This is a genomic window from Streptococcus sp. 1F3 (assembly GCF_054968985.1).
Genome location: NZ_JBUEQR010000068.1, coordinates 16,178 through 41,097 on the forward strand (window position 1 = coordinate 16,178; position 24,920 = coordinate 41,097).

The 24,920-nt window shown below is 39.0% G+C and carries 23 protein-coding genes and 3 tRNA genes; 9 read left to right on the forward strand and 17 right to left on the reverse strand.

The window, feature by feature from the left end; genetic code table 11:
• Nucleotides 1-106 precede the first annotated feature (106 nt).
• From ACVPON_RS06435 to yfmF, 10 genes are all read right to left on the reverse strand, one after another.
• Nucleotides 107-355 carry a protein rep gene (locus tag ACVPON_RS06435; protein ID WP_462877323.1) on the reverse strand — a complete coding sequence of 83 codons (249 nt, stop codon included), beginning with the start codon at nucleotides 353-355 and terminating at the stop codon, nucleotides 107-109.
• Between the two features lie 77 nt (nucleotides 356-432).
• Nucleotides 433-546 (reverse strand): protein rep, encoded by a 114-nt coding sequence (locus ACVPON_RS06440; RefSeq protein WP_462877325.1) that lies wholly within the window; start codon nucleotides 544-546, stop codon nucleotides 433-435.
• Between the two features lie 87 nt (nucleotides 547-633).
• Nucleotides 634-1,176 carry an aggregation-promoting factor gene (apf, locus tag ACVPON_RS06445; protein WP_462877327.1) on the reverse strand — a complete coding sequence of 181 codons (543 nt, stop codon included), beginning with the start codon at nucleotides 1,174-1,176 and terminating at the stop codon, nucleotides 634-636.
• 145 nt (nucleotides 1,177-1,321) lie between these two features.
• Nucleotides 1,322-2,116, reverse strand: a complete 795-nt coding sequence (locus tag ACVPON_RS06450) for an energy-coupling factor transporter transmembrane component T family protein (RefSeq protein WP_462877329.1) — start codon at nucleotides 2,114-2,116, stop codon at nucleotides 1,322-1,324.
• Entirely contained in the window at nucleotides 2,109-2,951 is an 843-nt protein-coding gene (locus tag ACVPON_RS06455) for an energy-coupling factor ABC transporter ATP-binding protein (protein WP_462877331.1), read from the reverse strand. Before ACVPON_RS06455 ends, ACVPON_RS06450 begins: the two co-directional genes overlap by 8 nt.
• Nucleotides 2,927-3,763, reverse strand: a complete 837-nt coding sequence (locus tag ACVPON_RS06460) for an energy-coupling factor ABC transporter ATP-binding protein (protein ID WP_462877333.1) — start codon at nucleotides 3,761-3,763, stop codon at nucleotides 2,927-2,929. Before ACVPON_RS06460 ends, ACVPON_RS06455 begins: the two co-directional genes overlap by 25 nt.
• Complete coding sequence (pgsA, locus tag ACVPON_RS06465) at nucleotides 3,763-4,302, reverse strand: CDP-diacylglycerol--glycerol-3-phosphate 3-phosphatidyltransferase (RefSeq protein ID WP_462877335.1); 540 nt, start codon at nucleotides 4,300-4,302, stop codon at nucleotides 3,763-3,765. Before pgsA ends, ACVPON_RS06460 begins: the two co-directional genes overlap by 1 nt.
• 8 nt (nucleotides 4,303-4,310) lie before the next feature.
• A complete protein-coding gene (gene rodZ, locus ACVPON_RS06470; protein WP_462877337.1) occupies nucleotides 4,311-5,180 on the reverse strand; it encodes a cytoskeleton protein RodZ in 870 nt (289 codons plus the stop codon).
• A 78-nt stretch (nucleotides 5,181-5,258) separates the two neighbouring features.
• A complete protein-coding gene (gene yfmH, locus ACVPON_RS06475; protein WP_462877339.1) occupies nucleotides 5,259-6,542 on the reverse strand; it encodes an EF-P 5-aminopentanol modification-associated protein YfmH in 1,284 nt (427 codons plus the stop codon).
• Complete coding sequence (gene yfmF / locus ACVPON_RS06480) at nucleotides 6,539-7,798, reverse strand: EF-P 5-aminopentanol modification-associated protein YfmF (RefSeq protein WP_462877341.1); 1,260 nt, start codon at nucleotides 7,796-7,798, stop codon at nucleotides 6,539-6,541. The genes yfmH and yfmF overlap by 4 nt, the downstream gene beginning before the upstream one ends.
• Before the next feature lie 73 nt (nucleotides 7,799-7,871).
• Between yfmF and ACVPON_RS06485 the strand changes: the two genes are divergently transcribed.
• Nucleotides 7,872-8,252 carry an RNA-binding S4 domain-containing protein gene (locus ACVPON_RS06485; RefSeq protein ID WP_462877343.1) on the forward strand — a complete coding sequence of 127 codons (381 nt, stop codon included), beginning with the start codon at nucleotides 7,872-7,874 and terminating at the stop codon, nucleotides 8,250-8,252.
• Nucleotides 8,253-8,254: 2 nt separating this feature from the next.
• Nucleotides 8,255-9,346 (forward strand): DNA replication/repair protein RecF, encoded by a 1,092-nt coding sequence (gene recF / locus ACVPON_RS06490; RefSeq protein WP_462877345.1) that lies wholly within the window; start codon nucleotides 8,255-8,257, stop codon nucleotides 9,344-9,346.
• A 540-nt stretch (nucleotides 9,347-9,886) separates the two neighbouring features.
• Here recF and ACVPON_RS06495 read toward each other — a convergent pair.
• From ACVPON_RS06495 to trpS, 3 genes are all read right to left on the reverse strand, one after another.
• Nucleotides 9,887-10,753 carry a GRP family sugar transporter gene (locus tag ACVPON_RS06495; RefSeq protein WP_462877347.1) on the reverse strand — a complete coding sequence of 289 codons (867 nt, stop codon included), beginning with the start codon at nucleotides 10,751-10,753 and terminating at the stop codon, nucleotides 9,887-9,889.
• Nucleotides 10,754-11,161: 408 nt separating this feature from the next.
• Nucleotides 11,162-12,643 (reverse strand): IMP dehydrogenase, encoded by a 1,482-nt coding sequence (gene guaB, locus ACVPON_RS06500; protein WP_462877349.1) that lies wholly within the window; start codon nucleotides 12,641-12,643, stop codon nucleotides 11,162-11,164.
• 236 nt (nucleotides 12,644-12,879) lie between these two features.
• Nucleotides 12,880-13,905, reverse strand: coding sequence for a tryptophan--tRNA ligase (trpS, locus tag ACVPON_RS06505; protein WP_462877351.1), 1,026 nt, complete (start codon nucleotides 13,903-13,905; stop codon nucleotides 12,880-12,882).
• A gap of 340 nt (nucleotides 13,906-14,245) precedes the next feature.
• Between trpS and ACVPON_RS06510 the strand changes: the two genes are divergently transcribed.
• The 3 genes from ACVPON_RS06510 (at nucleotide 14,246) to ACVPON_RS06520 (ending at nucleotide 19,444) form a co-directional block, all read left to right on the forward strand.
• Nucleotides 14,246-15,118 carry a YitT family protein gene (locus ACVPON_RS06510; protein ID WP_462877353.1) on the forward strand — a complete coding sequence of 291 codons (873 nt, stop codon included), beginning with the start codon at nucleotides 14,246-14,248 and terminating at the stop codon, nucleotides 15,116-15,118.
• 66 nt (nucleotides 15,119-15,184) lie between these two features.
• Entirely contained in the window at nucleotides 15,185-16,807 is a 1,623-nt protein-coding gene (locus ACVPON_RS06515; protein WP_462877355.1) for an ATP-binding cassette domain-containing protein, read from the forward strand.
• 45 nt (nucleotides 16,808-16,852) lie between these two features.
• Nucleotides 16,853-19,444: a YfhO family protein gene (locus ACVPON_RS06520; RefSeq protein WP_462877357.1), complete on the forward strand. Its 2,592-nt coding sequence runs from the start codon at nucleotides 16,853-16,855 to the stop codon at nucleotides 19,442-19,444.
• 63 nt (nucleotides 19,445-19,507) lie between these two features.
• Here the strand turns inward: ACVPON_RS06520 and ACVPON_RS06525 are convergent.
• Nucleotides 19,508-19,581 (reverse strand) — tRNA-Asn (locus ACVPON_RS06525).
• A 5-nt stretch (nucleotides 19,582-19,586) separates the two neighbouring features.
• A tRNA-Glu gene (locus tag ACVPON_RS06530) sits at nucleotides 19,587-19,658 on the reverse strand.
• A gap of 115 nt (nucleotides 19,659-19,773) precedes the next feature.
• On the opposite strand from ACVPON_RS06530, the gene ACVPON_RS06535 reads away from it, so the two are divergent.
• Nucleotides 19,774-19,847: transfer RNA gene (locus ACVPON_RS06535), tRNA-Arg, on the forward strand.
• Nucleotides 19,848-19,864: 17 nt separating this feature from the next.
• On the opposite strand, the gene ACVPON_RS06540 is transcribed toward ACVPON_RS06535, so the two are convergent.
• Together ACVPON_RS06540 and rlmH are read right to left on the reverse strand one after the other, a co-directional pair.
• Complete coding sequence (locus ACVPON_RS06540; RefSeq protein WP_462877359.1) at nucleotides 19,865-20,536, reverse strand: YoaK family protein; 672 nt, start codon at nucleotides 20,534-20,536, stop codon at nucleotides 19,865-19,867.
• A 24-nt stretch (nucleotides 20,537-20,560) separates the two neighbouring features.
• Nucleotides 20,561-21,040, reverse strand: a complete 480-nt coding sequence (gene rlmH, locus ACVPON_RS06545; RefSeq protein ID WP_462877361.1) for a 23S rRNA (pseudouridine(1915)-N(3))-methyltransferase RlmH — start codon at nucleotides 21,038-21,040, stop codon at nucleotides 20,561-20,563.
• Nucleotides 21,041-21,213: 173 nt separating this feature from the next.
• Here rlmH and ACVPON_RS06550 point away from each other — a divergent pair, with 173 nt between their 5' ends.
• The 3 genes from ACVPON_RS06550 (at nucleotide 21,214) to dnaA (ending at nucleotide 24,796) form a co-directional block, all read left to right on the forward strand.
• Nucleotides 21,214-22,416, forward strand: coding sequence for a S1C family serine protease (locus ACVPON_RS06550; RefSeq protein ID WP_462877362.1), 1,203 nt, complete (start codon nucleotides 21,214-21,216; stop codon nucleotides 22,414-22,416).
• 56 nt (nucleotides 22,417-22,472) lie between these two features.
• Nucleotides 22,473-23,237 carry a ParB/RepB/Spo0J family partition protein gene (locus ACVPON_RS06555; protein WP_462877364.1) on the forward strand — a complete coding sequence of 255 codons (765 nt, stop codon included), beginning with the start codon at nucleotides 22,473-22,475 and terminating at the stop codon, nucleotides 23,235-23,237.
• Nucleotides 23,238-23,437: 200 nt separating this feature from the next.
• Nucleotides 23,438-24,796, forward strand: coding sequence for a chromosomal replication initiator protein DnaA (gene dnaA / locus ACVPON_RS06560; protein WP_462877366.1), 1,359 nt, complete (start codon nucleotides 23,438-23,440; stop codon nucleotides 24,794-24,796).
• Nucleotides 24,797-24,920 lie beyond the last annotated feature (124 nt).

The window sequence follows — 24,920 nt, forward strand, 5'->3', positions numbered from 1 at the left end:
TAATTGCAATAAAACTTTCCTCCTTTTTCTTTTATTGGATTTTTACAACTTCAATATACATCAAATTTCCAATAAAAACAAGACTATATTTTTAAAAATATTTATGTTACAATAAAAAAGTTGGTGTTATATTTCCCAACTCTTCATTTATCAAATCATTTTGTTTCGTCGCATTCCAAATTGCGACGATTTTTATTCCAACTGAAACATCATTTTCATCTTCAGAAGTATGAATCAAATCTCCATTTTCAACATCAGTCAATTGCAACCTCTTACAAATTTCTCTAAATACTCCACCATAACCAATTTGTCTTTTTCGATACAAGCCATTATACAAGTTATCAACTACTTGCACATTTTTTACATCGAGGTCAAGAAGAAAAAACGCCCTTTTCGTTGTACTTTAATAGCTTCATCGACTACTTGAGAAGTCTAATAAGAGTATTTCATCGACTGCCTCCAGTTACACATTGGACAGAGCTTATTTTTACAAAAATAAGCCTTATAAAGTCTAAGACTGCTGTCTTCTCGACGAATAAAATTCAAAATATCCCCACAAGATTTTACCCGATCAATAAGACGGTCTTTATAATTCAGAAAATAAAAAGACCGAAAACATTCGATCTTTTTAACTTAGTACCAACCGTTTGCCAACCAGAATTGTTTTGCAGCTGACCATGAGCCATAACGGTTCGCAACATAGGCATCTGCCACACGCTCTTGGTTTTCTGCTGAATAATCACCATTCAAATAGCTATTTGTCAACTGATAACGACCATAATAGATACCATTTTGAGCAGTATAACTACCCCCTGATTCCTTTTGAGCAATCCATTCCTTCGCGGCAGCTTCATCGCCTACTACCGTAGAAGTATAGGCTACCGAAACCTCTTGAGCTTCTGGTTTAGCAGTTTCTACCGACGAGACATTTGTCACTGCCTCTGTGCCTTTATGCAATTCCAACACTTGATTCACATAAATCAAATTTGGATTTTTAATCTGATTCAATGCGACCAATTCTGCAACAGTTGTTTGATGAGTATGCGCTATTTGAGATAGGGTATCTCCAGATTTGACCTTGTAAGTATCGGCACTTACGACATCCACAAACAGGAAAGCAGTCATTGCAATCAAACCTGCAATCGTTAATGTTAGTTTTTTACTTGATATTATCATATGATATATGTAATCCTTTCTTTCAACTGTTCTCTATCATACAATCAAAATATTACTCTTATTTTGTGAAAAGATTACAAATGTTACAAATAGGTTTAAATTCAACTATAAAAGCGCTATTCTAGCGCTTTTTCTCATTTTTTCACTAACTTTTCAGATAATAAAGAAGAAGACCTAAAGTCAACATGACAACTAAAACCAAGCTATCTGCCAACTTCCATTCTAGTCTACGGTACTTGGTTCGTCCATCACCACCTTGATAACCACGCGCTTCCATGGCTGTTGCCAAGGCATCTGCTCGCTTAAAACTTGAAGCAAAGAGCGGAATCAAAATAGGAATAACAGATTTTACCTTTTGAATGAGGCTACCTTCTCCGAAATCAACTCCACGTGCCCGCTGAGCATTCATAATTCGTGTCGTATCATCCATTAAGGTCGGTACAAAGCGCAAACTCATCGATAGCATCAAACCAATTTCATGCACCGGTACTTTCACATAAGTAAGAGAAGCAAGTCCTGCTTCAATACCATCTGCCAAGCTAAGTGGCATCGTCGTTAAGGTCAAGAGCGTTGATAAAAAAATAATCAAGACAAAGCGAACAAAGATAATGCCTGCCTGTTGAAGTCCTTCCTCCGTCACTTTCAAAATCCAGAATTGCCACAAAATCTCACGACCACCTGTGAAAAAGACTTGGAAAAAGGTTGTAAATAAGATAATGCCAATCATTGGCTTGATACCATTGATGAAAAAGCTCAATTTTATCTTGGACAAAACTACAAGGGTTAAAACAAAGATGAATAAGAGAGCATTGGTCACCAAATTATTAGCCCAAAAAACAATCAATAAAAAGCTCATCATCGCCAGTAGCTTACTACGCGGATCCAAGCGATGAATTACCGAATTTCCTGGGATATACCGACCTAAAATCAACTTATCCATGCACGACCACCTCAACAAATTCATCTATAGTGATTGGTAAACGCTCAAAAACGAATCCCCTACGTTCCAAATTTGCTGCAAATTTTGTAATTTTAGGAACTCCCAACTTCATACTTTCCATAAAATCAACTTCCTGAAATACATCTCTAGGACAACCTGAACCGACCACTTTCCCCTTCGATACAATAAATACATAGTCTGCAAAATCCGCAACATCATCCATTAAATGGGTGACTAACACAATGGTCATTCCTGAACGATGGAGGTCTTTAAAAATAGACATCAACTCCTTACGACCTGCCGGATCAAGTCCTGCTGTCGGCTCATCAAGGACCAGGACATTAGGCTCCATAGCTAGGATACCTGCAATAGCAACCCGTCGCATTTGTCCGCCAGACAATTCAAAGGGGCTACGGTCAAACAAATCTTCTGAGATCCCAACCAAGGCTAATTTTTCCCGGGCAGTTGCTTCTGCCTCTTCTTTTGACACACCGAAGTTCTGTGGTCCAAAGGCAACATCTTTTAAAACCGTTTCTTCAAAAACCTGACTTTCTGGAAACTGGAACACAAGCCCCACTTTCTTCCGCACTTGCTTAATATCTTTATTGGCAGAGGTCGGAGTAATACAAAAATCATCAATCAAAACAGTCCCTGATGTTGGGATATTCAGCCCATTTAATAACTGTAAAATCGTTGATTTTCCTGACCCAGTATGACCGATGAGAGCTGTATAAGATCCGTCCATAATCTCCAAATCAACACCAAAAAGCGCACGTCCTTCAAAAGGTGTGTTAGCCTGATATGTATAATCTACTTGTTGGAGAGTAATGCCCATAGTGTTTCTTCTAGTTCCTCTTCTGTAAAATAGCGTAAGGGAATCTCAAGCCCTTGTTCACGTAATTGTTGCATTAAGGCTACCGTAAATGGCTGATCTAATCCCAAAGCCTGTAAATCTTCACGCATAAATAGTTCTGCTGGACTACTAATGGATTCAATCTGCCCCTTTTTCATGACCATCACTCGGTCGCTCAAGGCTACTTCAGCCAAGTCATGCGTAATGGAGATCACTGTAATCTGATACTTTTCCTTGATGTCCTTGACAATTCGAATCAAATCCAAACGCCCTTCTGGATCCAACATGCTGGTCGCCTCATCAAGAATAATAATAGTTGGTCGCAAAGCAACCACTCCTGCAATCGCAACGCGCTGTTTCTGACCACCAGATAGTCTTGCCGGTTCACGCTTTTTAAACTCCGTCATTCCAACCAATTCCAAGGCTTCCTGTACTCGCTGCTCCATTTCTTCTGTCGGGACGCCTTGATTTTCTAAGCCAAAAGCAACATCATCTTCAACCGTGGCTCCAACAAACTGATTATCAGGATTTTGAAAAACCATCCCAATCTGACGGCGTTTTTCCCAGACATTTGCTGGTGTTAAGACATCACCTGTTATGACTATCTCCCCAACTTCTGCCTCCAAAAGACCATCGATCAGACGAACGGTCGTTGACTTCCCTGAACCATTATGACCGATAATGGAAAGCCATTCTCCTTGTTTCACGTGAAACGACACATCCTTCAGGGTATAGTGCTCATCTTCTGGATCATATTTATAGCGTACATGTTTTACTTCAATAATATTTGTCATTACTTAAAGGTATCCTTAAATAAATAAGAGGCGCCCTTGAAATAATCATAACCTGAATAAAGGGTGAAAAATAGGGCAATGTAGAGGGTAAACGTTCCTAATAACTGGAAATGGGATAAGAGCAAGAGAATAGCAAACATCTGAGAAAATGTTTTGATTTTACCAGGTAACGCAGCAGCAAGCACTGTTCCGCCATTTTCAACCAAGAGCAAACGCAGACCAGTTACAGCTAATTCTCGGCAAATAATAATCGCTACAATCCAAGCTGGAGCAAACCCTAGCTCTACTAGCATAATAAAGGCTGTCATCACCAAAATCTTATCTGCCATTGGATCAGCAAATTTTCCAAAATTCGTCACTACCTGCCATTTACGCGCCAAGTATCCATCAAGATAATCCGTCAAACTAGCAAAGGCAAACAGTATCGCCGCTACAATATGACTAGCCAGGCTATCCCACACACTCAAAACAAGTATAAAGATCGGAATCACTAAAATACGACCGAGTGTTAAAGCATTAGGAATATGTTCTTTTTTCATCGTAATCCTCACTGTTCAATTGTCAGAATGATATTTCCTGACTGACTTGTCAAAGCAGATGTATCCAACTTTTGACCTGCAATCGTGATTTCAACCCCACGAACAACACCTAACACTAAGGTTGCTGTGTTGGTTCCTGACGGCAGTGTTGCTGACACTGTAGGTGATTCTGGAGATAGAGTAAAGCCACCTGCAATTTCTGTATCCGTTAAGCTAACCCAACTTGTCACACTTGATACAGAAAGGGTTAGTGTTATCGGTTCTTTAGCACCCTTAACCGTTACTGCCAAATCGTTTCCACCACCGGATACTATCAAACTCGTCTCAGATGCTTGACTACTAGACGATGAAGGTATAGAAGATGACGAGCTACTAGAAGAAGATTGGCTCTCTGCTTCACTCCTTGTAGTTGATGTTACAGTCGATTGAGAAACAACGCTATAAGACGTGCTTGTTTCATTCGTTCGTGCCTGATTTTGCACACGACTATAAACGATATAGGTCACAAAACATAAAATAAAGGTGGAAGCAAGCAATAGATAAATGAGTGGCAAATAAGAGGGATTTTTCTTTTTCACCTTGTAACTTCTTCGCAATTCAGACTGTAGCTCTGCTTCTTCTCCCGCCTCATAATACATCACCAAACTATTTCGATCATAAGCATCGAGCAACACAGCAGCATCCAATTCTAACACCTCAGCATACCGCTGTAAAAACGAACGGGCATAGGTCTTATCTGGAATGTATTCAAAATCATTGTATTCCAAAGCCTGCAAATACTTTGCTTGAATCTTTGTCATTCTCTGCAAATCAGCAAAATTCCAACCACGACTTTCCCTAGCTGCTCGCAATACCTCTCCTATACTTTTTTGTCTCATAAGTTCCTCTCTCTATCAATTAGTTTTCAATACCATATTGTACCAAAAATTTAGGAAAATTTCGATGCTAATTTACTTTTATTTTGGAAAAATGATAAAATCTGCCACATCGCATTGCTTCATAAATTGCCGTCCAATATCTAATACTTCCTCTAGTGTTAGACTGGCCAAGAGTTCAGGAATATCAAAAATTGATTCGGTCTCTGAAAAATGACTTGCAAAATAGCCAACCGTAAACTCAGACGAATCCAGACCGCTGATAAACTCGCCATACAGCTCATTTTTTAGAATTTGGAAATGCTCCTGCGTCACATCCTCATCCCCTTCAAAATTCAAAAAAACCTTACGCAACTGACTGGAAATAGTAATAGGTTCTGCTGTGTCACCCGTTACCACGACAAAATGATACCCCTGTTGAGCCTCAATATGAATGCTTAAGGAATGATCTATTTTATTGGCTTCATAGAGTGCCTGATAGCGTTTAGAGGTTCTTCCGATTAACATGGACAATAAAAAGGAGAGACAAATCCGATAATATTGTTCTTTTCCTTGGGGAATCCGATCATTTCCTCGCAAACCGATAGCCAGCTTGGGGAGTGCTACTTCCCAACTTTCCTTGCCATGCTCAATGACCGGCTCTTTCACGATACAGGGAGAAACTTGTCTTTCTTCTTGTTTTCCATGATTGTCCGATTGGTAGTCCCTAATCCAGCCAAAAACCTCCTCAACTTCAATATCCCCCATCACAACCAATGACATAGCAGCTGGTTGATAAAAGTGCTGGAAATTCTCCTGTAAGGTGGTACTTGAAATCTCCTTGATAGAATCCCTCGTTCCTGCGATATCCTCAGCCAAAGGTGTATTAGGATAGAGACCTTTTAAAATCCCGAGGTAGAGACGATGATCAGAATCATCTGCATACATTTCAATTTCTTGGGTGATAATTTCTTTTTCTCGCTCTATACTCTCTTTGGTAAAATGTACTTCCCTCACCATCTGCTGGAGTAATTCAAGTGGCTGACGCACCTCCCCAGTTGTAGAAAAAAGATAGCTTGTCTGATTAAAACTAGTATAGGCATTGGCATGTGCCCCATAGGCTGCAAATGCCTGCAATATATCACCACCATCTGCTGTTTCAAATAATTTATGTTCTAAAAAATGGGCAATACCTGCTGGATAAATCTCTCTAATATTGTCAATGCTTGTAAACTCATTGTCAACTGAACCAAATTCAACTGTTAGAATGGCATAGGTTTCATGAAAATCCCTTTTAGGAATCAAGGCAACTCTCAATCCATTTTCCAATCTAGCATGATAGATAGGATTTTTTAAGTAAGGATAAATTGTCTCCGTTAATGTCATCTTGACGATATAACTCCTTCCATAAAGTAGACGGCTTGTAGTCGGACTAACTTTGCAACACGAATAACCTCTTCTCTTGACACCTTGTTGACAGCATCTATCCATTCTGGTAAATCAAGTTGACAATCACCAAAGATGACTTTATTATAGGTTTGTTCAATCAGCTGATACTGCTTATCTTGGGAAAGAGTTGCAGAATGTACCAGCATCTTTTTGGTTAATTCTAGTTCCTCATCTGTAAAGTAACCCCTTTTCATATCTAAGAGTTGCTTACTGATCAAGCGCATGGTCTTTTTCCGATCCTCCTTATCAATACCTGCATAGACTTTCAAAAATCCTGTAAAGATATTTAATTGACTACCAATCGTATAGGTAAGCCCCTCCTTTTCACGAACATCTGTAAACAACTTAGAATGCGCAAATGCCCCAAAAAGACCATTAAAAACAAGTAAAGGAATGTGGTTGACATCATTGTAAGAAACCTGTAAATGATAAGCCAACTCTAGAATGGACTGGGTCGCTTCCCTACGCTCCATTTTTTCTCTGACAATATTTGAACAGGTTGGCTGGTAGGTAAATTCTAGCTTTGGATTACGATAAGAAAAGTGAAATTCTCGCAAGCGATTGATCACTGCTTGTTGATTAACCTCCCCTGAAATAAAGAAATCGATTCGATCCAAATGAATCATATTCTGTAAAGCCTTGTAAACTGTCTGGCTCGTTTCTTTTTCTACCAAATCCCGTTTTCCAATACGGGGAATTTTTAAATCTTCATCTTCAAAAAATAAGGCTGCCAACTCCACATCTGCATGATACTCGTGGTCTTCAATTTCTGCATCTAGATCATTCAATACATTCGTCTTTTCAATCTCAAACAACTTTGATTCAAATCCGTTTTTTGTTTTCAAAGGTTGAAAGATACTAGCATGGAGAAAATCAAGCAAGGATAAGGTCAAATCTGTCCCAGCTGGCAGGTAGCTCGATTTGACATAGGAAATTTTGATATCAATCGAATGCACTTTTCCTCTTTTTGATACACTGGTTGAAAACTGAGCTCCGTATAAATCTGCCAAACGTTGATGAAAGAGATGAGAAGTTGGGTAGACCTGATTAGCCGTATCTAGAATATTAGAAACTAGGACCCGTCCAGCAACTGTTTTGGCATCCATTGGTGCAGTAAAACGAACCAATATTTGATTGGTCGTAAATTTCTCTGTGGGAATAAAATGAAGCTGAACACCTTCTTGTAATTTCATGGATAACCTCTCTCACACATTCTAGCTTCAATTATACCATTTTATGGTATAATTAACTGAAATGAGGTAATTTATGGACTACAAACTATACGAAGAATATATTGTTTTACAAGCATTATTAAAAGAAGTTGGGCTTATCCAAAGCGGAGGAGCCATCAAGGGATTTTTACAAGAAGCCCCTGTTTTCTTTAATGGAGAAAAAGAAGAGCGTAGACGCAAAAAAATTCGACTTGGAGATGTCATCAGTATTCCGAGCCATGATGTGACCATTACCGTAGTTGCACCAACAGAGATGGAACGAGAAGAATACGAGAAAGACAAGGCTGAAAAAGAACGTGTCGCCCAACTCGTCAAACAACTAAATGCAGGAAATAAAAAAGGGAAAGGAACTCCTCCTAAAAAGCTTAACAAGGATAGGCAAAAGGCAGTCCCTGTCCGCTTCCCTGGTACCTAAGTATGTGGCTAGAATCATTGCATTTACAGCATTTCCGTAATTATCAAGAGCTCGAGATCCATTTTCATAATGGATTAAATATCTTCCTCGGGCAAAATGCACAAGGAAAGACCAATATCCTGGAGAGTATCTATTTTTTAGCTTTGACGCGTAGTCATCGGACTCGTGTTGATAAGGATTTAATCCAGTTTCAGCAAAAAACTCTTTCCATTAGTGGTTTACTCCACCGTCAAATCGGTAAACTTCCACTTGACATAGAATTGACAGAAAAAGGACGAATTACCAAAGTCAATCATCTCAAACAATCGAAACTATCCGATTATATCGGTCACATGAATGTCATTCTTTTCGCTCCCGAAGATTTACAGCTCATTAAAGGGTCACCTGCTCTTAGGAGAAAGTTCATCGATGTCGAATTAGGGCAAATCAAGCCTATTTACCTATCGGACCTGTCCAATTATAATCATATCCTCAAACAGCGTAATAGCTATCTAAAATCTACGGATAAAATTGACGAAACCTTTCTCTCTGTCCTAGATCAACAGCTGGCTGAATACGGTAGCAAGGTCATGATGCAACGCATCGATTTTCTCAAAAAATTAGAATTTTTTGGGAACACAAAACTCATCGAAATCTCCGAAAAGCATGAGGAATTGACGATCCAATATCAATCGTCTATTCGCTTTACAGAAAAAGACACTTTACTTGATGCTTTCTTGACAGAATTGTCAAGATGTCGTAAACGTGATCTATTCAAAAAAAATACAGGTGTTGGCCCTCATCGCGATGATATTGGCTTTTTCTTAAGCGGTGTCAATGCCCACTATGGAAGCCAAGGACAGCATCGAAGTCTTGTCCTCTCTCTCAAATTAGCTGAAATTGAGTTAATGAAAGAAATTACTCGCGAATATCCTATTTTACTACTTGATGATGTCATGAGTGAACTTGACAATAACCGTCAAGTCAAATTACTAGAAACCATCTCACAAAATATCCAGACCTTTATCACGACAACCAGTCTTGAACACCTATCAAAACTACCAGAGGAAGTAAAAATCTTTACTGTCAAGCAAGGGGACATCAACATACATTAAGGTCGTTGAGAGCAAATTTAATACTCAATAGTGGAAATAAAAGAAACACAGACCGTTCAACTGAATTGAATCAAAATCAGCTTGAATCTGTCTGTGTTTCTTTCTGATTGGTTAGTTTTACCTAGCCTCTATCGCTTTTATAGTTGTTTCGTTTACTTTTATACTCAATAAAAATCAAAAGGATATTTCGTCAACTTGCCTTGGTGAACGCTCGTTCTACCTTCGGCTTCGTTTATAATGAAATTAGCGGTGCTAATCTCATTTCCAACCTTTCACCATTCTTAATTGTGAAAGCTAGTCTACTTTTGATTTTTATTGAGTAATTAGTACTAGGCAACGAGCTACAGGCTATACTAGAGTACAGAAAAGCAACTTCCAATCATCTTCTAGATGATTGGAAGTTGGAAATAAGGAAATGGGGTTTCCATAATCGTTGAAGTAATAAAAGGTAAACGAAATGAGTATAAAGGCTCACTTCGTTCGCTACTTAGTTTGTAGGCATCAACTTATTTGGAACAACCAAATGACTAGATAAAGCCACTAGTAGGATTTTACGATTCCTAATAAAACGGCTCCAATCACAAAACACATCATTCCAATTGTCAACCAACGCATCTCCTTACGCGTTTTAATTTCACCTAAAAAGAGAATTCCTCCAATAATGGAGATGATAGCACCGAGCTGGGAGAAGCTAAAGGCAATAGCCAAACCTGCCTTTGCTGCTGCTAGGAGCATAAAGATATTTCCAATTCCCCACATGAGGCCGACCAGAGCATTTTTGATAACAACAGCTTCAAACTGAATTTGAAATTTCATAAAAATCAGAGCCCCTAAGACCATTCCCACAGCCATTGGAAGAATGACTGCCAAGGCATCAAAATGCATGATATTATTAAACAAAATCGTATAAGATAGATAGCCTAGGGTCGAATAGGTCAGAGCCTGGAAACCTTTTCCAAACTCATGATTGGGATTTACATGAACTTTCTCTGAATCTTGCTTGCTGGTAAAGTAAAACCCAACCAAAAGGAGGAACAGGGCTAAAATCCCAAGTAAAAATTGAGTGGATTTGGTCCATTCTCCAAAGATGATGGCACCAATCAAACTTCCAAATACCAGCTGAGCGCCACTCGATAGAGGATTAGCAACAGATACCCCCATATATTGCATTGAGCGGAACTGACCATATTGTCCCATGGACCAGAGCATGCCACCAATGATTCCAACTATCCATAAAGTGATTGACATTTCTGGTCTTACAATCATCCAAACAACCAAGGCAAACAAGAGCGCTCCCAAGGTCATTCCAAATGTTTGCTGATTGGGCTTTCCGCCAATCTTATTGCTGACAAAACCGATACTTCCCCAAGCTACCATAGGGACAAGTGCGTATAAAATACCCTGCATTTCTTCTCCTTTACAGTGTCCTTTACAACATTGTCAAGTTATTTTACAATGCTGTAAATTATTTTGTGCTCTTAAAACCAGTGCCTGACTAAAAATGAAAAATGCTTTGAGTTGAGAAATCGTTCAGCAAGATTCAGTAGCCATAAAAAACTGCTTTTTAGAGTACTCATTTTTTCAAAATAAAAACATGGCTCTATATTTTAACACAATGAACTGCCTTTGTAAAGGTAAGAAACAAAGTAGAAACCACGATTTCTACCTTTTACTCTCCTCTTTTCTATAGCGCCTTCATGTTAAAGAAAACGGCCTTGTGTCTCTTAAAACGAGGAACAAGACCGTCACCTAATCTTTTTTACATGTTGTGTGTGAGTAGAGCAAGGGCTACTTCATGATGCATACTATCCTATATTATTGAACAGAGTAGTTTGGTGCTTCATTGGTAATCTGAACATCATGTGGATGACTTTCTTTCAGACCTGCACCACTCATTTCAATGAATTGGGCATTGTCGTGTAACTCTTGAAGATTCGCAGCACCAACATATCCCATACCTGAACGGATTCCCCCAAGCATTTGAAATACGATATCAGCTGCTGCACCTTTATAAGCTACACGGCCTTCAATTCCTTCTGGAACTAATTTATTGGCTTCATTGACAGACCCTTGGAAGTAACGATCGCTCGAGCCTTTTTTCATCGCTGCAATGGAACCCATTCCACGGTAGGTTTTGAATTTACGTCCTTGGAAAATTTCCGTTTCTCCCGGTGCTTCATCTGTTCCTGCAAACATAGAGCCAAGCATTACCGCATTTCCACCTGCTGCAAGAGCCTTGACGATATCACCAGAATACTTGATTCCACCATCTGCAATAATCGTTTTACCATACTCACGTGCAACCTGCGCTGCATCATAAATAGCTGTTACCTGTGGTACTCCAACACCAGCGATGACGCGGGTGGTGCAAATAGAGCCTGGTCCGATTCCAACTTTAACCACATCAACTCCCGCTTCATAAAGCGCACGAGCACCTTCTGCTGTCGCAATATTCCCTGCAATCAAGGTACGATCTGGGAAATAGGCGCGGATTTCTGCAATCTTACGGAGAACACCCGCTGAATGCCCATGAGCTGTATCGATGACAATCGCATCTGCCCCTGCCTCAAAGAGAGCTTCTGCACGTTCAAAGGTATCAGAAGTTACTCCCACTGCACCAGCAACTAGAAGACGACCAAATTCATCCTTCGCAGCATTCGGAAATTCAATGACTTTTTCAATATCTTTAATCGTAATCAAACCAGATAAACAACCATTTTCATCTACAAGCGGCAGTTTCTCAATACGATGTTCTTGTAGAATCCGTTCAGCTGTCTCTAAATCAGTTCCGACAGGAGCTGTCACAAGATTTTCACTGGTCATATTCGTTGAAATTGGTTGATTGTAATCCGAAATAAACCGCATATCACGATTGGTGATAATACCGACTAATTTACGATTTTCCATCGTTTCAACGATGGGCACACCACTGATGCGGTAGCGTCCCATTAATTCTTCTGCCTCTTTAATCGTATGATCGGGGGTGAGGAAAAATGGATCAATAATAACACCATTTTCAGAGCGCTTCACCTTACGCACTTCATCTGCTTGTTGCTCAATGGACATGTTCTTATGAATCACACCAAGACCACCTGCACGCGCAATCGCAATCGCCATTTTACTTTCTGTTACAGTATCCATGGCCGCTGTGATAATTGGGATATTGAGAGTTAAATTCTTAGCCAATTTTGTTTGAAGATTGGTATCATTTGGTAAAACATGACTTTCCGCTGGAATAAGCAATACATCATCAAAGGTAAAACCCTTTTTCAAAAATTTTGTGTCCCAATTAGACATCCACAGATTCCTCTTTTCTTTTAGTTTTTCAACTAATAGCTTAGCTGATTTTTATTTTAAATATCATACCATTTTGAAATCATTTGTCAAATATTATTCGTCTTAATTTATAATTTTTCTTTCAAATAAGATATTTAAGGATAAATTAGCTCTATAAACGAACTTTTTCCTTATGATTTATTTTTTTGTTCAGAAAAAGAGCAAAAACCTTCCGTTTGCTCTTTAGAATATTTGGCTTAATTGAAATAATTCAAACCCATAGCTGCCTTGACCTCTGACAGAGTATGGGCTGCTACTTGACGAGCTTGTTCACTACCTTTTTGCAATATACGATAAACTTCACCCATATCCTTGGCAAATTCCAAACGACGTTCTCGAATCGGACCCAACTCCCGTTCTAAAATTTCTAATAAATAGCGTTTGGTCTTGACATCTCCTAGACCACCACGTTGATAATGTTCTTTCATCGCCTCAATTTCTGCCTTGTCTTCCTCACGACCAAAGACATCTAAATAATGGAAAACCATGTTTCCCTCAATCTTACCTGGATCTTCCACCTTGATATGGTCAGGATCTGTATACATACTCATCACTTTCTTTCTGAGTGTATCCATATCATCTGATAGGTAAATTCCATTATTGAGCGATTTAGACATCTTGGCATTACCATCTAGTCCAGGAAGTCGACCAGCACCTTCATGTGTAGGATAAATCCCTTCTGGCTCTACTAAAACATCTGTTTGGTAGGCATGATTAAAACTACGAACAATTTCACGCGTCTGCTCAATCATTGGTTTTTGATCCACTCCAACCGGTACGTAATTTGCCTTAAAAGCTGTAATATCTGCTGCCTGTGCAATAGGATAGACCAAAAATCCAGTCGGAATACTTTCACCAAAACCTTTTTGAGCGATTTCTGTCTTAACAGTCGGATTACGCTCCAAACGACCCAGTGATACCAAATTCATATAATACATAGATAATTCAGCTAATTCTGGAATTTGGCTCTGAATGAAAATCGTCGATTTTTTAGGATCCAATCCTGCCGCTAGATAATCTAGGGCTACATGACCGATCGATTCTACAATCTTCTGTGGCTCCTTAGCATGGTCTGTCAATGCCTGTTGATCAGCTAAAAAGACAAACATGTCATATTTGCCTTCGTTTTGCAAACGAACACGATTCTGCAAACTTCCAACATAATGCCCAATGTGCAATTTCCCAGTTGGACGATCTCCGGTTAAAATAATCGGTTTTGTCATGATGTTCTCCTCTTTCCATAATAAAACCCACGCACAGCAAAAAGCCATGCGAGGGCATCAAAGACACGGTACTACCTCACCTATAAGCCTTTTCATTAGCATATAAGACCTGCAAGCCGAATCTTGTGACTTCAAATTCCTAGTCCATCAGCCCATTCATCACTCACTATTGCCTGTTTTCACCTACTACAAGCTCTCTACAAATAGCTCATTTATTACTCTTTCTGATTCCTTTCAATTATATACTCTAAAAAATAGAAAGTCAAGCCATTCAATAACTTGACGATAGGGCTAGAATCATGGATAATAGGAGTTGTAAATTGACAGATAGGATATTTATATGAAACAAAAATTAAAAGACTTTACCCTTGTAACGATTGGATCTTTTATCTCTGCTGTTGCCTTCAACAGTATGTTGGTTGAAAATCATATTGCTTCTGGAGGAGTTGGAGGGCTTGCGATCAATATGAACGCCCTGTTTGGTTGGGATACTGCTAACTTTGTCCTCTATGCCAACATCCCCCTCTTACTCCTTTGTTTTTTCTGCTTGGGAAAGGAAATCTTTATCAAAACTATTTACGGTGCTTGGATCTATCCAATTTTCATCAAGTTGACAGCTGGTTTACCAACCTTGACACATAATACACTTCTAGCAGCAATTTTTGGAGGTGCTATTCTAGGATTTGGTCTTGGACTAGTCTTTATTGGGCATTCATCAACCGGTGGTACGGGTATCATTATCCAGCTCCTTGAAAAGTACACACCGATTCCACTGGGAACCTGCATGGCATTTGTGGATGGGATTATCGTAGGCCTTGGATTTGTCGCCTTTGATCCAGATACAGTCATGTACTCTATCTTATCCTTACTCACCATTACCTATCTTGTCAATCTCGTTGTAGCAGGAGCTGATTCCTCTAGAAATATCCTCATTATTTCACGAAAACACACCAAAATCAAGGACTACATCACAAAGACTGCGGATCGTGGTGTAACTGAACTTCCTGTAATTGGTGGGTTTACAGGTCAAGAAAATCGCATGCTTATGACAACTGTTTCACGACTTGAATATCAAAAGTTAGAAACCAATATTCTTGCTATTGATGAAACAGCCTTTATTGTCGTTATGCCTGCTACCCAAGTGAGGGGAAGAGGATTTAGTTTACAAAAGACGCACCAAAATGTGGAGAAAGATATTCTCATTCCAATGTAGTTTCAATTGAAAAATCAGCTTGTTTAGAGTAGAATAAGACTAATTAGAGAAAATAGGAGAATTGTATTGCTTACAGTATCAGATGTATCGCTTCGTTTTAGCGATCGAAAATTATTTGACGATGTTAACATTAAGTTTACAGCAGGAAATACCTACGGCTTAATTGGAGCTAATGGTGCCGGAAAATCAACTTTCCTCAAAATTTTAGCAGGAGATATTGAGCCAACGACTGGCCATATTTCCCTCGGACCAGATGAACGTCTCTCTGTCCTGCGCCAAAATCACTTTGACTATGAAGACGAACGAGTGATTGATGTCGTCATCATGGGAAATGAGCAGCTTTACAGCATCATGAAAGAAAAAGATGCTATTTACATGAAAGAAGATTTTTCAGATGAAGACGGTGTTCGTGCAGCTGAACTAGAAGGAGAATTTGCAGAATTAGGAGGCTGGGAAGCAGAAAGTGAAGCTTCACAACTCTTACAAAATCTGAATATTGCAGAAGACCTTCATTATCAGAATATGAGCGAGTTGACCAATGGAGAAAAAGTGAAGGTTCTCTTAGCCAAGGCGCTCTTTGGTAAACCAGATGTCTTGCTGCTAGATGAGCCGACCAATGGTCTTGACATTCAGTCCATTAACTGGCTAGAGGAATTTTTAATTGATTTTGAAAATACGGTCATTGTCGTATCTCATGACCGTCACTTCTTAAACAAAGTATGTACTCACATGGCCGACCTTGACTTTGGTAAAATCAAAATCTTTGTTGGAAACTATGATTTCTGGAAACAATCAAGTGAACTCGCAGCAAAATTACAGGCTGATCGCAATGCCAAGGCAGAAGAAAAAATCAAGGAATTGCAAGAATTCGTTGCCCGCTTTTCTGCCAATGCTTCTAAATCAAAACAAGCTACTTCTCGTAAGAAAATGCTGGATAAGATTGAACTAGAAGAAATTATCCCATCTAGCCGTAAATATCCATTTATCAACTTTAAGGCAGAGCGGGAAATTGGAAATGACTTAGTAACCGTTGAAAACTTAAAAGTTACCATTGACAATGAGGTGATTTTAGACAATATTAGCTTTATCCTCCGTCCAGGTGACAAGACAGCTCTGATCGGTCAAAATGATATTCAGACAACAGCGCTTATCCGTGCCCTCATGGGAGATATCGAATATGAGGGAACTATTAAATGGGGTGTGACTACCAGTCAGTCTTACCTTCCTAAAGACAATAGTCGCGATTTTGCAAGCGACGAATCCATTCTTGACTGGCTTCGTCAGTTTGCAAGTAAGGAAGAAGATGATAATACTTTCTTACGTGGATTCTTGGGACGCATGCTCTTTTCGGGTGATGAGGTGAATAAACCTGTCAATGTCCTCTCAGGAGGAGAAAAAGTGCGCGTGATGCTCTCAAAACTCATGCTCCTCAAGTCAAACGTCCTTGTCCTTGACGATCCAACCAACCACTTGGATTTGGAATCTATTTCTAGTTTGAACGATGGTTTGAAGGCATTCAAAGAATCCATTATCTTTGCCAGCCATGACCACGAGTTCATTCAAACCTTAGCTAATCATATTATCGTCATCTCAAAAAATGGCGTTATTGACCGCATTGATGAGACCTACGACGAATTCTTAGAAAATCAAGAAGTACAAGCAAAAGTAAAAGAACTTTGGAAAGATTAAAAAAAGGCGAGTTCATTCGCCTTTTCTTGTAAATGGAAGATTGTTATGTTCAAAAAGCACTCAAAATATCTACCTTTAGGTATCTCTTTCCTACTTCCCCTCCTCACGATCGCTACGGTATTCGCCTTTAAAGGAATTTGGTGGGGAAGTAAGACCACTATTTTAGCAAGTGATGCCTTTCATCAATATGTCATTTTTAATCAAGTATTACGAAATACTTTACACGGTGATGGCTCTTTATTTTACACATTTACGAGTGGATTGGGTTTAAATTTTTATGCCCTGTCTTCCTATTATTTAGGCTCTATTTTATCTCCTTTGGTATACTTTTTTGATCTAAAGAGTATGCCTGATGCCCTTTATCTCTTTACACTTCTGAAATTTGGTTTGACAGGACTGTCAACCTATATTAGTCTCTCTACCATCTATAAAAAATTACAGCCTACACTCGTCGTCTTGTTATCCACTTGTTTTTCATTGATGAGTTTTTCAACCAGCCAGCTTGAAATCAATAGCTGGTTAGATACCTTTATTCTTGCCCCACTTCTCCTACTTGGGCTACATTGGATCATAGAAAGAAAAGGAAGAATTCTATACTTTGTCAGCTTGACATGTTTATTTATACAAAATTATTATTTTGGCTATATGATGGCACTATTTTTAACCCTTTGGTTCCTTGTTCAACTATCTTGGAACTTCAAGGAAAGAATCGGTTCCCTTATTGACTTTACAGTTGTGTCACTATTAGCCACTTTATCGAGCATGGTTATGCTCCTACCTAGCTACCTGGATTTAAAAACACACGGTGAGCAGTTGACAAAGATTGTCAACTTACAAACCGAAAACTCTTGGTATTTGGATCTATTTGCTAAAAATTTAGTAGGCAGCTATGATACGACGAAGTTTGGCGCTATTCCCATGATTTATGTAGGGATTTTCCCTTTACTGCTTGCACTTATGTTCTTCACTATAAAATCGATTAAGTGGCAGGTAAAAATCAGCTATGGTATCTTACTTGCTCTCATCATTGCTAGCTTTTATCTACAGCCACTCGATTTATTCTGGCAAGGGATGCATGCCCCTAATATGTTTCTACACCGCTACGCCTGGATTTTCTCGCTGGTTATCATTTACATGGCTGCAGAGACATTAACACGATTAGCAGACATCCACCTCTATACCTACCTTTTTCCCCTTCTCCTACTAGTGATTGGATTTGGAACAACGTTTTTCTTCCTCCATCATTACGAATTTCTAACTTCAATTCACTTCTTCTTATCTTTTGAATTTTTAATGGCTTATGGAATTCTTCTCTTTGCCATCAGTAAGAAACACATTAGGTTAAAGGTATTTGCAGGTATCAGCTTGTCATTTGTACTATTTGAACTTGGTTTGAATACCACCTATCAGATTGATGGTCTATCTACTGAATGGCATTTCCCTAGCCGTGACAGTTATGAACAAAACTTGACAACTATTGACAATCTTGTAAAGTATACAAAGTCTACTAATCCTGAATTTTATCGTATCGAACGACTATTTCCACAAACCGGAAATGATAGTATGAAGTACAACTACAATGGAATCTCTCAATTTTCTTCTATTCGGAACCGTGCTTCCAGTTCAACTTTAGACAAGTTAGGATTCCGCTCTGATGGTACAAATCTTAACTTACGCTACCAAAATAATACCATTCTTGCAGATAGTCTCTTTTCGATTCAGTATAACCTAGTAGAAGGTGCGCAGTCTAAATTCGGATTTTCTCCAATCTATTCAAGTGGGGTATATACTCTCTATGAAAATAGCTACTCTCTTCCTTTAGCGCTCTTAACCAGCACTGTTTACAAGGATGTAAACTTCTCTAACCTAACCCTAGACAATCAGACGAACTTCCTAAACCAGCTAGCAGGACTTGATTTACAGTATTACTACAGTTTAACCCCTTCCAATCTTGAGAATGGTTCTGAGCTCAATCATCGTGTAGTCGTTTCTAAGACAGAAGACGATGATGTGCCTCGCATTCATTATTCCTTACGAGTTCCTGCACACACACAATTATATGTCAATCTTCCAAATATCAGCTTTACAAGCGATAGCACTAAAAATGTGCAATTCACGATCAATAATATCACCAAGAATTTTACACTCGATAACACTTTCTCCTTTTTTGACGCAGGATATTTTGAACAGGAACAGTCGATAACCTTAACCATGAGCTTTCCTAATCATTCGCAAGTTTCATTTGATAAACCTCAATTTTATCAACTTGATACAACTGCATATCAACTAGCGATGACTAAAATAAAAGAAGGAGATGTCCATGTCAAAACAAAGGGAAATAAAGTTTTTATCGATTACACATCTCATAGAGATGCCTCCTTACTGATAACACTTCCCTATGACAAGGGCTGGTCTGCGAGCCAAAATGGAAAAGCTTTGCCTATTAAAAAAGCGCAGAATGGCTTTATGAGGATAGATGTTGGAAAAGGCAGCGGAACGCTGGTTCTCTCCTTTATTCCCCAAGGTTTTGTGATAGGTTCTGCCTGTTTTATAGCAGGGATCCTCCTCTTCATTCTCTACGATAAAGTCCGACAGAAGCAAAGAAAACGATTGAACACAAAAAAGCGGAAAGGATAAAAACTGATCCTTTCCATTTTTGTATAGAAAAAAATCCCCTAAAAGGACAGGGGATTCCTTTTACTCCGCCAGTAGGACTCGAACCTACGACATCATGATTAACAGTCATGCGCTACTACCAACTGAGCTATGGCGGATAAGATAGTCCGTACGGGATTCGAACCCGTGTTACCGCCGTGAAAAGGCGGTGTCTTAACCCCTTGACCAACGGACCATTTAAGTACTAATCTAGTATAATATAGAACTTATCCCTTTGTCAAGCTATTTTTTACTTTTTCTACATCTTGACATTCCGTCGTGTTTACGTTAGAATAAGATAGTTACTGAGCGGTTCCATAGCTCAGCTGGATAGAGCATTCGCCTTCTAAGCGAACGGTCGCAGGTTCGAATCCTGCTGGAATCATACAGCAAGCCTAGCTTTTATGCTAGGCTTTTTTCTCTCCATAATTCATAATTGACATAAAGGGCTGGAAGCAAGACATAGATAAGTGCATACTCGGAAAATCGTAGGGAAAGAAGTGTTGAAATACTCACCCCAAAGCTAAAACTGCCCAAAATAAGGATTGTTTCCTGACCTCTTTTACGAAGAACCTTATCATGCTCTACCCATCCCTTAAACCATAAATAGGCTGCATTTTTTAGATTCCCTGTCATCATCACATTTGCATAGGGAGCTCCTCTTAGCTTTTGAAAGGTGCCTATTTGGATAGAAGCTACAAAAGCAAGTATTGCCACGATGAAAAAGGGACCTACAAAGGGCGAAATCACAACTGCAAGGAGAATAAAGCAAGTCATCAATACACTACTGCTAAAATGCCATAACCACTGATTTCTTTTCAATCTTTGTTTGATAAGATAGACAACAAACTGTCCCAATACGAAGAAAAAAATAGGATTTAGAAAGCGAAGTACCTGTGTTCCATCACCCTTTGCTAGATAGTAGGACAGCATGATAATATTTCCTGATTGGATACCTGCAAACCGACTTCCTTGAGTAACATAGGTAAATGCGTTCAAATACCCACTAATAAAGGTTAAAGCTGTCGCAATTCGTAATCCTTCAAAGACTTGATATTCCTTTTTTATTGACATATAACTCCTATGTTTCACATGAAACTATTTATGATACGGACTTCCTTGCTGAATCATAAAAGCACGATAAATTTGTTCAACTAATACGAGGCGCATCAATTGGTGAGGGAGGGTAAAAAGACCAAAACTCATCAATATATTAGCCCGTTTTTTGACTGCCTCATGTAAGCCCAAGCTACCACCAATCACAAAGGTAATATCTGAATATCCTTGGACCATGGTAGTAGCTATTAACTGGCTAAAATCTTCTGAAGCAAATTGACGACCTTCAATAGCTAAAGCAATCACATATTCACGTTCGCTTATTTTTGCTAAAATCCGTCCTGCTTCTTTTTTCAAAATAGCATCATTTTCAGCAGAACTAGCCTTATCTGGTGTCTTTTCATCTACTAACTCAATTATATCGATTTTTGCAAATCGACTGAGGCGTTTCATGTATTCAGCAATTCCGTCTTTTAGATACTTTTCTTTTAGTTTTCCAACTGTGATGATTTTTATTTTCATATCATCATTGTATCATATTCGTCTCAAATGCAAGCAAAAATCTCTCTTAGCTAACAGACTTCAATAGAATCTAGCTAAGTTATCCACATCCTGTGGATTGCTTTTTTTTATTTTTAAGTTATAATTAAGAAAAGAAGGTTATGATAAACCTAAAATTCGAAAGGATTATCTGTATGAAAAAATTCTTAAAGGTGTTGCTCTTATTGTCGATTGGTTTTATCGGAGGATTAGCAGGAACGCTTGTTGCCCCCTTACTCCAGACGAATAATCAGACCACGCAGGTCGTTGAGACCAAAAAAGAAAACGAACAGACAACTGTTAGTAAGGTACAATACAATAATGAAAATTCGACAACATCGGCTGTTGAAAAAGTACAAAATGCAGTGGTATCTGTGATTAACTATCAACAACCACGTGGTAATGGCTATTACTCTATTCTAGAAGAGAACACCAATTCAGAAGGGGATTTAGCTGTAGCAGGTGAAGGTTCTGGGGTTATTTACAAAAAAACAGACCAATTTGCCTACCTCGTCACCAATACCCACGTGATTGCAGGAGCTGAAAAAATTGATATTCAACTAGCTTCAGGCGAAAAAGTAGAAGGAGAGCTGATTGGTTCAGATACCTATGCAGATATTGCCGTCATTAAGATTGCTGCTGATAAGGTTAAAAATGTTGCTGAATTTGCAGATTCTGATAAAATTAAAGTTGGAGAAACAGCAATCGCCATCGGTAGCCCACTCGGTAGTATCTATGCCAACACAGTCACACAAGGAATCGTCTCCAGTCTCAGCCGTACAGTTACTTCAAAGGCAGAAGATGGACAAACCATTTCCACCAATGCTATTCAAACCGATACTGCGATTAATCCTGGAAATTCAGGTGGACCACTCATCAATATTCAAGGACAAGTCATCGGAATTACTTCTAGTAAAATTACTTCCAGCTCCAATTCAACAACTGGAGTTGCTGTAGAAGGAATGGGATTTGCCATTCCAGCAAATGACGCAGTCAATATCATCAATCAACTTGAAAAAAATGGGAAAGTCATTCGTCCAGCATTGGGGATTAAAATGGCGAATTTAAGTAATCTTTCTACTGCCCAACGACAAAAGGCAGGTGTTGAAGATGATAGCTTGCAATCCGGTATTGTCGTGCTCTCTACTCAAAAAGGTCTACCAGCAGACGGTCAATTGGAGCAATATGACGTCATCACCAAGATTGACGGTGAAACAGTTGAAACCATCAGTGATTTGCAAAGTGCTCTCTATAAACATACTGTTGGGGATACGATTTCCATTACTTATTCCCGTCGTGGAAAAGAAAAAACGGTTGACATCAAGTTATCCAATTCAACAGAGGACCTCACAAACTAACCAATCATCCACTTTACATCATTGTAAAGTGGGTCTTTTTTTGCTAAGATGGACATATGGAAGAACTACGTTATATTGCAATCACTGATATCAGCCCGAATCCCTATCAACCACGGATTCATTTTGATCAGGAAAAGTTGGAGGAACTTGCCCAGTCGATCAAAGAAAATGGCCTGATTCAGCCTTTGATTGTCCGAAAATCATCTATTATTGGGTACGAATTACTAGCAGGAGAAAGAAGATTACGAGCTAGTCAATTAGCAGGTTTGACGAGGGTTCCTGCGATTGTCAAAGAGCTATCTGATGATGAATTGCTTTCACAAGCCATTATTGAAAACCTACAACGCTCTGATCTGAATCCTATTGAGGAAGCCACTTCCTATCAGCGCTTAATTGAAAAGGGCTTAACACACGATGAAATTGCACAGATCATGGGTAAGTCACGACCCTACATCACCAATGTTCTGCGTTTGCTACAGCTATCTGACACCTTGATTCAGGCAGTAAAAGAGGAAAAACTATCACAAGGGCACGCTAGGCTCTTAATTCCTTATACAGTAGCAGAGCAAGAGCAATGGCTCCATACTATTTTGGAAAAAGAAATGAGTGTTCGTGCCTTAGAAGCTGCCTTATCCACTAGGAAACCAAAACAGACTCAGTCTAGTAAAAATCTCTTTGTCAAAGAAGCGGAAGAAAACATTCGGCAACTTTTAGGAACAAGTGTTCAAATCCAACAGAAAAAAAATGGTGGAGGACACCTAACCATTTCATTTAAAGATGCAGAAGAATTTGAACGAATTATCCACACTATTATAAACTAGTGTGGAATCCTTTTATCTATAAACAGGTTTATTCACACTACATACCTGTTTCATTTATCCGAAAAATCCCCATTTTTCAGCTTTATACACAACTTGTGGAAAACTGATATAAACAATGTGGAAAAAACATAACTTGTGGAAAACTTTTACCTTTTATGATACACTAATAGAACAAATCAAATAGAAAGAGGGGAGAAATAGTGGAGCAACAACAAATATTTTGGATGCGCGTTCTGCAATTAGCGAAAGCAAAGCTTAACCAAGGGGCTTATGATTTTTATGTCGAAAATGCCCAATTACTAGATATCTCCTCAAGTCGAGCGCAGATATTCTTAGACAGTCCTTATAAACAGCTCTTCTGGGATCAAAATTTAAAAGATATCATCATCACCGCAGGATTTGAGATTTTTGATAGTCAGATTTCCATTGACTACCAATTTACCAATGATGCTCCTCCGGAAAGAACCAGCATTAGTGAGCCCATAGCACAGCTAGAGCGAACCCACCAAAAAGAGGAGCAAGCCGTGCCTCATCCAGATATCAAGCCTCAATATACCTTTGCAAATTTTGTTCAAGGAATCAATAATCAAATGGCAAAAGCTGGGGCTTTAGGAGTCGCTGACAATCCTGGCATTTTCTATAATCCCTTATTTATCTACGGGGGCCCAGGTCTAGGAAAAACCCATCTCTTAAACGCAATCGGTAATAAGGCTTTGGAAAATAATCCAAATGCCCGTATCAAGTATGTTTCAACAGAAACCTTTATCAATGATTTCCTAGAACATCTTCGTCTCAATAAGATGGAACAATTTAAGGAAATCTATCGAAATTTAGATTTTCTGCTGATTGACGACATTCAATTTCTACGAAATAAGGCGTCTACTCAGGAAGAATTTTTCCATACCTTTAATGCACTTCACGATAAAAATAAGCAGATTGTCTTGACGAGCGACCGTAATCCCGACTACTTAGATAATCTGGAAGAACGAATTGTCACACGCTTCAAATGGGGGCTAACAACTGATATTACACCACCAGATTTGGAAACACGCATCGCCATTTTACGTAATAAATGTGAAGACTATCCTTATGATTTTACAGACGATACCCTATCTTATCTCGCTGGTCAATTCGATTCCAATGTCCGTGATCTAGAAGGCGCCTTAAAAGATATCCATCTCCTGGCCAATGTCAAGAAGCTAACTGAAATCACTGTTGATGTTGCAGCAGAAGCTATTCGTGCTAGGAAACAGACAAATCCTGTCAATACAGTAATCGCCATTGAAACCATCCAACATGAAGTAGGGGAATTTTACGGGGTCAGTCTCAAGGAGATAAAGGGTGCTAAACGTGTACAAAACATCGTCCATGCTCGACAGGTAGCCATGTATTTAGCACGTGAAATGACGGATAACTCTCTCCCAAAAATCGGAAAAGAGTTTGGCAATCGCGATCATACAACAGTCATGCACGCGCATAATAAAATTAAAAATAGGTTAGTAGAGGATGAAAATCTCGAAATCGAACTCACTACTATAAAAAACAAAATTCGTCACTGAGGATAACTTGGTTCAAAAACGCACTGTTCTCCACAGGCTATTCACAGGGAATAAGTCTCGAAACACTGTTTATTAGCCTGTTTTCCACAGAATACACAGAACCTACTATTACTACTAATCTTAT

Coding starts and splice junctions, on each gene's coding strand:
- apf (WP_462877327.1), bottom strand. CDS start 1,176: ATGATAATATCAAGTAAAAAACTAACATTAACGATTGCAGGTTTGATT.
- ACVPON_RS06450 (WP_462877329.1), bottom strand. CDS start 2,116: ATGGATAAGTTGATTTTAGGTCGGTATATCCCAGGAAATTCGGTAATT.
- ACVPON_RS06455 (WP_462877331.1), bottom strand. CDS start 2,951: ATGGGCATTACTCTCCAACAAGTAGATTATACATATCAGGCTAACACA.
- ACVPON_RS06460 (WP_462877333.1), bottom strand. CDS start 3,763: ATGACAAATATTATTGAAGTAAAACATGTACGCTATAAATATGATCCA.
- pgsA (WP_462877335.1), bottom strand. CDS start 4,302: ATGAAAAAAGAACATATTCCTAATGCTTTAACACTCGGTCGTATTTTA.
- rodZ (WP_462877337.1), bottom strand. CDS start 5,180: ATGAGACAAAAAAGTATAGGAGAGGTATTGCGAGCAGCTAGGGAAAGT.
- yfmH (WP_462877339.1), bottom strand. CDS start 6,542: ATGACATTAACGGAGACAATTTATCCTTACTTAAAAAATCCTATCTAT.
- yfmF (WP_462877341.1), bottom strand. CDS start 7,798: ATGAAATTACAAGAAGGTGTTCAGCTTCATTTTATTCCCACAGAGAAA.
- ACVPON_RS06485 (WP_462877343.1), top strand. CDS start 7,872: ATGGACTACAAACTATACGAAGAATATATTGTTTTACAAGCATTATTA.
- recF (WP_462877345.1), top strand. CDS start 8,255: ATGTGGCTAGAATCATTGCATTTACAGCATTTCCGTAATTATCAAGAG.
- ACVPON_RS06495 (WP_462877347.1), bottom strand. CDS start 10,753: ATGCAGGGTATTTTATACGCACTTGTCCCTATGGTAGCTTGGGGAAGT.
- guaB (WP_462877349.1), bottom strand. CDS start 12,643: ATGTCTAATTGGGACACAAAATTTTTGAAAAAGGGTTTTACCTTTGAT.
- trpS (WP_462877351.1), bottom strand. CDS start 13,905: ATGACAAAACCGATTATTTTAACCGGAGATCGTCCAACTGGGAAATTG.
- ACVPON_RS06510 (WP_462877353.1), top strand. CDS start 14,246: ATGAAACAAAAATTAAAAGACTTTACCCTTGTAACGATTGGATCTTTT.
- ACVPON_RS06520 (WP_462877357.1), top strand. CDS start 16,853: ATGTTCAAAAAGCACTCAAAATATCTACCTTTAGGTATCTCTTTCCTA.
- ACVPON_RS06540 (WP_462877359.1), bottom strand. CDS start 20,536: ATGTCAATAAAAAAGGAATATCAAGTCTTTGAAGGATTACGAATTGCG.
- rlmH (WP_462877361.1), bottom strand. CDS start 21,040: ATGAAAATAAAAATCATCACAGTTGGAAAACTAAAAGAAAAGTATCTA.
- ACVPON_RS06550 (WP_462877362.1), top strand. CDS start 21,214: ATGAAAAAATTCTTAAAGGTGTTGCTCTTATTGTCGATTGGTTTTATC.
- ACVPON_RS06555 (WP_462877364.1), top strand. CDS start 22,473: ATGGAAGAACTACGTTATATTGCAATCACTGATATCAGCCCGAATCCC.